The organism is Metabacillus sp. RB-C-LZQ-3-1 (assembly GCF_058315175.1).
In genome coordinates, this window is record NZ_JBZFLI010000013.1 from 118,308 (window position 1) to 125,067 (window position 6,760).

Sequence of the window (6,760 nt, forward strand, 5' to 3'; positions counted from 1 at the left end):
TGAGGAATCCCCTCACCTTTATTAGTTAGAAAATTTATTTTTCAACGCTACCTCAACAACTTCTGGGACTAATTCAGAAATGTTCCCTTTGTATTTAGCTACTTCCTTTACAATACTCGAACTTAAGAAGGAATATTGATTATTCGTCATCATAAAAAACGTTTCAATATTTTCATCAAGTACCCGGTTCATAGACGTAATTTGCATCTCATATTCAAAATCCGAAACAGCTCGCAAACCACGTAAGATGGCCTGAGCATTTTTTTCCCGAACATAATCAATCAAAAGTCCCTTGTAAGATTCAACGACAACATTTGGGATGTCTTTTGTTACTTGCCTAATGAGTTCACAACGCTCATCTACTGAAAATAAGGGTTGCTTTGATGAGTTATTTAATACACAAACATATACTTGATCAAAAACCTTTGCTCCCCGTTTAATGATGTCTAGATGTCCATACGTAATTGGATCAAAACTCCCTGGACATACAGCAATGCTGCTCATTCCTTATTCCTCCCCTTTAACTTCTTTATACTTAAAAATTGAAATGGAACTCATCCCATATGTTTCATGCTTTACTTGTGTAAAATGACCAATTTCTCGATCAAGCTTAACATCTGAACCATGTTCAGCTATGATAAAGCCATTTTCATTCATGACATTATTTTCACTCAACACACTGATAAGCGCTTTCAATTTTTGTTGCTTATACGGTGGGTCTAAAAAGATTAATTGAAATCGAATTCCTCTTTTTATAATTGCTTTTAAAGCTCTGTCTGCATCATTCCGATATACTTCGAAGTGATCTGCTTCTATTTGACATATTTCTAAATTTTTATGTATTGTTTGGATTGCCTTAGGTTCGCGATCAACGAACACACATTTTTCTATCCCTCTACTAAGCGCTTCAATTCCTAAGCCACCACTTCCGGCGAATAGATCTAAGGCAATTCCCCCTTCAAAATAAGGACCTACCATATTAAATATAGCTTCCTTCACTTTGTCGGTAGTCGGTCTTGTTGTCACACCTGGTACAGCTTTTAACTGTCGACCTTTATAGTTTCCCGATACAATTCTCATCTGTTTCACCACTACTTCTAAATTTTACTTTACAAAGTTGAGAAATTCCTCTTTCAAGTTTCACTTTATCCTACCATAGCCATTCTATATGATACAATCCTTTCCTTATTTGAAATAAAGGTCTTTCATTTAGTATGTAAACAACTTGCTAAATAATTGTTTCAAAGAAAATTTTCGCATTTATGTATACTGATAGGTGAATTGGTGATAATGAGTATTAACAACATCGATTCGTTGATGTTGTTGCCAACCGCGGAGAAGACTTACGTTTCCCCATAAGTTCTTCCTCCGGTTTCTCCTCTCCCTTTGCCTTCAGCCTTTAGGAAAAAGGTATTGAAGGACCCTGCAGGTCGATATCTGCAGGGTTTTTTTTATTTATAAATTTCATAACAGCTGTATTAAAGCAATTTGCACTGTACTCTTAACTTTTAATCTGGTTCATGCTATATTGTTATTCGATTAACGCAAAAAGTTAAATCAAAAAAATAGGGGGATATGTATGATTCAACGCTTTATTGAACTTGGTGAAGGCTACTCAGATATTTATGAATTAATAGAAATCTCAAAAGCTAATAAGCATAGAGTAACACAGTTACTTGCATTACATACGAAAGTAAAAGAAAAAGAGGTTACCTCACTTGTTGTAATAATGCAGCCAACAGACCCTGGTAAATTTCAAGCTCTTTATATATGCCGTGAAGGGATCCCTAATCCAAAATTTACTGAAAACAAACGTTTCGAGTTATTCAAGGAACTTTCCGGATATTTACAAAAGCAGATTATCGAAATTGATGTGAAGCCTTCATCTATGTTTAATGAAAAGGAACTATATTATCAATATATAATCGGAATTCTTCGATTAAACCATTTGATACCGCCTTTACAGTGAACAGCTAGAGTACAGATAGAAACCAAAAAAAGAGAATGATGTAAGGGATCTATCCTTCATTCATTCTCTTTTACTTTATAGTCCAATCTTATAATCGTATTCTTTTGCTTTATCGACCTTTGATTCAAACTCGAGCTTTAAAAACGGCTTATAGGATGGTTCAACATGTTTAACAAACGAGTACGATGACAGCTTTTGAATCGTTTGCTCTACAACATCCATGTTGCAATACAATACAACATATTTTAATCGCTTTGAGACATAGTGGACATTTCCGAACTTCCTAAGCATTTTTAACTGCTTTAATGTATGAAGCCAAACCACAATACCTTGACGCTTTTCAAACATACTCATTCTCCCTTAATGTTATAAACAAAAAATATAAAAATGGCTAACCATTAAAAGTCTAGCAAATTTTTTCATTTCAAACAATATTTTGACAAAAATAATTAGAAAAACTAAGGTTTGTCGTCAAGTCCAAATGACGAAAACCTTAGTTCGTCTAATCATCCTCCACATATTTTAAATCAGAGGCTTAGATACATTTCCAATAAAAACGAGTATTAGTCACGTTATGATACTTTGCAGCCACAGCTTCCGCCGGAACCACAGCCCCCACCACAGCTTGATTCAAAAAATGGATTTCCCGTTGGGACCTTTATGTGAACAGAAACGGCTTGACCTATTTGAACACTAATTTCATCCAGTAGAGACTGAACTTCATTTTCCGCTTTCTTAAAATTAGCGATTTTTTCATTCAGATCCAATTCTCTCTTAACATCTCGCAACTCTTTAGTAATTTTACGATAATCTGGATGATATTTTCCAAACCTCTGAACATCTTCGTATAAATCCTTAACTTTCGTAAATTCACGAATTAGTTGCTGTGCTTCCTTATCGTTTTTTAATATATGATAACTTTGACGATACTCCTTTACAACTTCTGATTGAAGTACCCAGTTAGCTAGTTGTTCTGCATGATCTACTATTATCGTGCTTTCAAGTGTAGCAAACATAGAGTTTAAACACCTCCGCTATTCATTTTAACACGAATAACAGAAAATGAAAAATTATCGTAACTTACGATCTGCTTTATTTAATAGAAACATTCCATGATTTTTTCAAATTATAACTTGATGAATCATTGTGAACAACTTCAACCTTAAGTTGATGATTACCTTTTTCTAACCCTTTAATAATAAATGCAGCAGTAGAGATCTCTTCTACTCTTTTTCCATCAACAAACACATTTACATGGCCCTCTCCATTCACTTTCATTCCGCCCTTTTCCTTAAACGTGAAGGATGGAACAAAACATTCTACATAAACATTTTGCCCTCTTACATGGTGATTAACCACTAAGTTTCTAGGTTGTTTTTGACTAACCACTTCAATTGCTGATTGTGATGTGTCGATAATTTGAAGTGGTACAACACTTATACCTCCTTCCGGCCTAGGCTTATCCTCAACACATCCGGTCAAAGCCCAAACAAAACATGTAAAAAATAAAATGAAACGATACATATCAATCTGCCTCCTTTTATGACTATTGTTTACAGAGACATTAAAAAACATGAATCGTTTCAGAAAACATACTGTAATACAAAAAGATCCTTAAACTGAATTAATCTTGTTGTTTCATTGATTGAAACATTGCGATCATCATAGATGCCATTTGAATTGTGTTAGAAAATTGTTGAACCTTATGCGGGATCGTTTTTTGGTAATAATTCATCATCTCTATTTCCATTGAATCAAGCTCATTTGGATTTCTAGACAATTTTCTATACCAATAGGGCTGTTCTCTAATAAATCGTATACGTTCTTCGTTCGCCAAAATGTATTCTTGAACATCCTTTCTCATAGTTCCCTCCTACTAGAGCAAAAAACTCTTCTCTAATCCTTTCTAAATGAAAAAGGGTGTTGACTTGAGGAAGAAGAGCTTTGGCCAGATCCTTTTGAACCAAATTGATCGAATAACCCTTGCAGTGTAGAAATTGTACTACTCATATTAGTAAGATGATGATTGACTGTGTCCATATCCATTTTCTTTACAGCTGTGAACAGCTGATTCATAAAATCTGCTTTACTAGTTGCTTCTTTTTCTTTGGTGTCACTAGACTGGTCTTCTTTATATTGTTGCCACATCAAATCGTTCTCTCCAAGTAAATACCAATCTTCAAACACTTCCTGCCAATCTTTATTTCCTTTTCGCACTTCTTGAATAAGTTTCGGATGCTTTCTCACAAAATCTTTAAACTGCTGAACGGATGGATGCGTTTTTTTCGATGCCATTTCCTCACCTCATTGATACATTTGCCTATAATATCTTATTGAGTAAGGAGGAATACTGTTCGCCCAATCTTTTCTTATACAGACACTTCTTTAAATTTACCTAAGAGCAATTGCGTAATAAAAGAAATATTTGGTAAAATAGCACTAACCAAAAAGGAGAGGGTAAACAATGAATAAAGAAAAATTGTTGCAGTTAACCAGAGAGGTTATTGAACAATCAAATGAAGAAAATCTATATGTAATCGAACTTTTATTAAATGGTCTTAAGAAAAAACAATATCACGAAAAAGGATCTTATATAGGCGCTCTCCTTCATGCAACTACAGAATTTAAAGACAAGCAATTTCAAATAACAATCCCGAATACCCCTATTATTCAAAACTCTTTAAATATAGTTCACGGAGGAATTACAGCAACACTTCTGGATTCAGCAATGGGCGGACTTGTTCATCACATCCTTCCGCCTGATAAGGCTGCTGTTACAACAGAAATTAAAATCAACTACGTTGCACCTGGTGTTGGCAAAGAATTATCATGTATTTCAAATGTCATTCATAAAGGGAATAAAACAGTGGTAACAGAAGGTAAGGTCTTCAGAGATGATGGAACTCTTATTGCTCATAGTACAGCGAGCTTTTTTATTATTAATAGACAATAAGAAAAGCTCAAACATCATAGGTGAATTTTCGTAGAAAAGGGTGAACTTCTGCTTTAGACTAACAGTTTTGGTCAGAGCAATACAACGATTTGGAATAATTTTCTGCGGTAAAATAGCCATAATATAAACTAAGGTGCCAGATCTACCCATATCTATTTAAGATATGAGATGATTTTGGCACCTCTTTGATTACATACCTAGTTCGGATCCCAGGTTTTTATAAAATTTTGAGTGTAATAAAGACCATCTACTCCAACACCTAAATGAGAAAACTCTTCATTCAATAACGTTTCACGATGTCCTTTGCTATTCAACCAACCTTCACTTGCCGCAATACCATCAACATACTGTGCAGCAATATTTTCACCGGCCATTTGATATTTAATATCCAGCTTTGATAACCTGTTGACAAGACTTCCATCTGTTGGAGATTCATGTGAGAAATAGTTATTCTCTTTCATGTCCTTACTGTGCAAAAATGCGACTTCAGACGTTTCTTCATCCCATTTCACTTTTTCTAGACCGTGTCTAGTACGGAGCATATTGGTTATAGATAATATTTGTTGTTCTGCGCCTTTCTCAATTCTCTCCCATTTATCTTCGGATATTTCTTGCGGCACAATTAACTCTCCTCGATATGTCACTTCATAAGACCGCTGTTTTATAAACGTTTCAGCGTCCAAAACACGTATACTTGATAAAATGCCATCAAATTTATCAATATATAATTGAACATATAAGTCACCGATCTTTATCGTCGGCCTAGTATTCATGTCTTCTTCTGAAAATTCAAATCTATAGGAGTTGCCTTCCAGCTCTAATGAGAGGCTAGATGATACAGGTTGGATCTTAAACACTTCCTGAACAGATTGTCCAATTTCAAAAGGCTTAACATTTACTTCATCACCAATCGCATAAACTGTAACAACTCTCTGATTTAGTATACCAACTTGAATATACTCTTTATCGGATTTTTCATAGATCCACCAATCATAGTCATAAGCAGAAGGGTCAATTCGATCAGGTTCACCTAGCAGTGCTGTAATTTCTTCTGATGATTTTTCCATCAATGACAAGACACCTTCACTAGGTATTGAACCCTTACCGCCCTCTGAAATATCTTCTTTAGGGCTAGTTAATTCCTCGTTTGATATCCGAACATTTTCTTCTTCATGTCTTTCATTTGGAGTATACTGTCCGTAATAAATGAATAATGTATAACTTACAAAAATAATTATAAAAATAATAATAGTCCTAAAAATAATTCGCAGCTTGGCCACCTCCTCAAATTAACCTTCTGTTGTTTTATCATTATATGAAACGGTAGATTAGATATTCTATATATCCCATACCGTCACGTTTTAAATAAAATCATAGGCTCTCTTTTTTAAATCATTATTACCACGTTAAATAAATCTAAAACATTTAGATAAAAACACTGATTAAAACAAGTACATGCTGCCAGAGTCTTAATACTTATTATTGTACCAGATTTCTGAATGAATGGTGATTGAAATAAACTTATGATAAAAATCGAATAAATAAAATGCAGAAAGTAATCATAAGGATAGACTAATAAATTCAACTAACTATGATTGGGAAGGAAAACATTCCCCAATCATAGAAGTTTCACTTTCCACACTCATAACTGGCAGTAAGTTTTAGGTTTTTTTATGGTCTTTATTTTTTATCTTTTTTCTTTTTTTGACTTTGTTTCCTCTGCTTAAAACTGCCAGTATTGGTCTGATAAGTTCAACTAACTATGATTGGGAAGGAAAACATTTCCCAATCATAGAAGTTTCACTTTCCACACTCATAACTGGCAGTAATTTTTATGG

At 34.2% G+C, this 6,760-nt stretch carries 10 protein-coding genes; 2 read left to right on the forward strand and 8 right to left on the reverse strand.

The genetic code is table 11. From position 1 onward, the window contains the following. Positions 1 to 21: 21 nt before the first annotated feature. Together coaD and rsmD are read right to left on the reverse strand one after the other, a co-directional pair. A complete protein-coding gene (gene coaD / locus AC4GZ8_RS18895; protein ID WP_491083439.1) occupies positions 22 to 504 on the reverse strand; it encodes a pantetheine-phosphate adenylyltransferase in 483 nt (160 codons plus the stop codon). Positions 505 to 507: 3 nt separating this feature from the next. Beyond that, the gene (rsmD, locus tag AC4GZ8_RS18900) at positions 508 to 1,080 is read right to left on the reverse strand and encodes a 16S rRNA (guanine(966)-N(2))-methyltransferase RsmD (protein ID WP_491083440.1); all 573 of its coding nucleotides are present in this window, start codon (positions 1,078 to 1,080) and stop codon (positions 508 to 510) included. A 499-nt stretch (positions 1,081 to 1,579) separates the two neighbouring features. On the opposite strand from rsmD, the gene AC4GZ8_RS18905 reads away from it, so the two are divergent. After that, positions 1,580 to 1,969 (forward strand): DUF7147 family protein, encoded by a 390-nt coding sequence (locus AC4GZ8_RS18905; RefSeq protein ID WP_491083441.1) that lies wholly within the window; start codon positions 1,580 to 1,582, stop codon positions 1,967 to 1,969. A 75-nt stretch (positions 1,970 to 2,044) separates the two neighbouring features. Here the strand turns inward: AC4GZ8_RS18905 and AC4GZ8_RS18910 are convergent, their stop codons facing one another. The 5 genes from AC4GZ8_RS18910 to AC4GZ8_RS18930 all read right to left on the reverse strand — a co-directional run bounded on the left by AC4GZ8_RS18910 (position 2,045) and on the right by AC4GZ8_RS18930 (position 4,264). Further along, a complete protein-coding gene (locus AC4GZ8_RS18910; protein WP_491083442.1) occupies positions 2,045 to 2,317 on the reverse strand; it encodes a YlbG family protein in 273 nt (90 codons plus the stop codon). A gap of 224 nt (positions 2,318 to 2,541) precedes the next feature. Continuing rightward, on the reverse strand, positions 2,542 to 2,985 hold the full coding sequence (locus AC4GZ8_RS18915; RefSeq protein ID WP_491083443.1) for a YlbF/YmcA family competence regulator: 444 nt from the start codon (positions 2,983 to 2,985) through the stop codon (positions 2,542 to 2,544). 76 nt (positions 2,986 to 3,061) lie between these two features. Next, positions 3,062 to 3,493 carry a hypothetical protein gene (locus AC4GZ8_RS18920; RefSeq protein ID WP_491083444.1) on the reverse strand — a complete coding sequence of 144 codons (432 nt, stop codon included), beginning with the start codon at positions 3,491 to 3,493 and terminating at the stop codon, positions 3,062 to 3,064. 100 nt (positions 3,494 to 3,593) lie between these two features. Next, the gene (locus tag AC4GZ8_RS18925; RefSeq protein ID WP_491083445.1) at positions 3,594 to 3,833 is read right to left on the reverse strand and encodes a YlbE-like family protein; all 240 of its coding nucleotides are present in this window, start codon (positions 3,831 to 3,833) and stop codon (positions 3,594 to 3,596) included. A 32-nt stretch (positions 3,834 to 3,865) separates the two neighbouring features. Next, positions 3,866 to 4,264, reverse strand: coding sequence for a YlbD family protein (locus tag AC4GZ8_RS18930; protein ID WP_491083446.1), 399 nt, complete (start codon positions 4,262 to 4,264; stop codon positions 3,866 to 3,868). A 169-nt stretch (positions 4,265 to 4,433) separates the two neighbouring features. Between AC4GZ8_RS18930 and AC4GZ8_RS18935 the strand changes: the two genes are divergently transcribed. Continuing rightward, on the forward strand, positions 4,434 to 4,922 hold the full coding sequence (locus AC4GZ8_RS18935; RefSeq protein WP_491083447.1) for a PaaI family thioesterase: 489 nt from the start codon (positions 4,434 to 4,436) through the stop codon (positions 4,920 to 4,922). Positions 4,923 to 5,119: 197 nt separating this feature from the next. Here AC4GZ8_RS18935 and AC4GZ8_RS18940 read toward each other — a convergent pair whose 3' ends face one another. Continuing rightward, a complete protein-coding gene (locus AC4GZ8_RS18940) occupies positions 5,120 to 6,193 on the reverse strand; it encodes a CAP domain-containing protein (protein WP_491083461.1) in 1,074 nt (357 codons plus the stop codon). Positions 6,194 to 6,760: the final 567 nt, after the last annotated feature.

Bases quoted from the DNA above. Each gene is read 5' to 3' on its own strand.
- coaD (WP_491083439.1), bottom strand. From the start codon at position 504: ATGAGCAGCATTGCTGTATGTCCAGGGAGTTTTGATCCAATTACGTAT.
- rsmD (WP_491083440.1), bottom strand. From the start codon at position 1,080: ATGAGAATTGTATCGGGAAACTATAAAGGTCGACAGTTAAAAGCTGTA.
- AC4GZ8_RS18905 (WP_491083441.1), top strand. From the start codon at position 1,580: ATGATTCAACGCTTTATTGAACTTGGTGAAGGCTACTCAGATATTTAT.
- AC4GZ8_RS18910 (WP_491083442.1), bottom strand. From the start codon at position 2,317: ATGTTTGAAAAGCGTCAAGGTATTGTGGTTTGGCTTCATACATTAAAG.
- AC4GZ8_RS18915 (WP_491083443.1), bottom strand. From the start codon at position 2,985: ATGTTTGCTACACTTGAAAGCACGATAATAGTAGATCATGCAGAACAA.
- AC4GZ8_RS18920 (WP_491083444.1), bottom strand. From the start codon at position 3,493: ATGTATCGTTTCATTTTATTTTTTACATGTTTTGTTTGGGCTTTGACC.
- AC4GZ8_RS18925 (WP_491083445.1), bottom strand. From the start codon at position 3,833: ATGAGAAAGGATGTTCAAGAATACATTTTGGCGAACGAAGAACGTATA.
- AC4GZ8_RS18930 (WP_491083446.1), bottom strand. From the start codon at position 4,264: ATGGCATCGAAAAAAACGCATCCATCCGTTCAGCAGTTTAAAGATTTT.
- AC4GZ8_RS18935 (WP_491083447.1), top strand. From the start codon at position 4,434: ATGAATAAAGAAAAATTGTTGCAGTTAACCAGAGAGGTTATTGAACAA.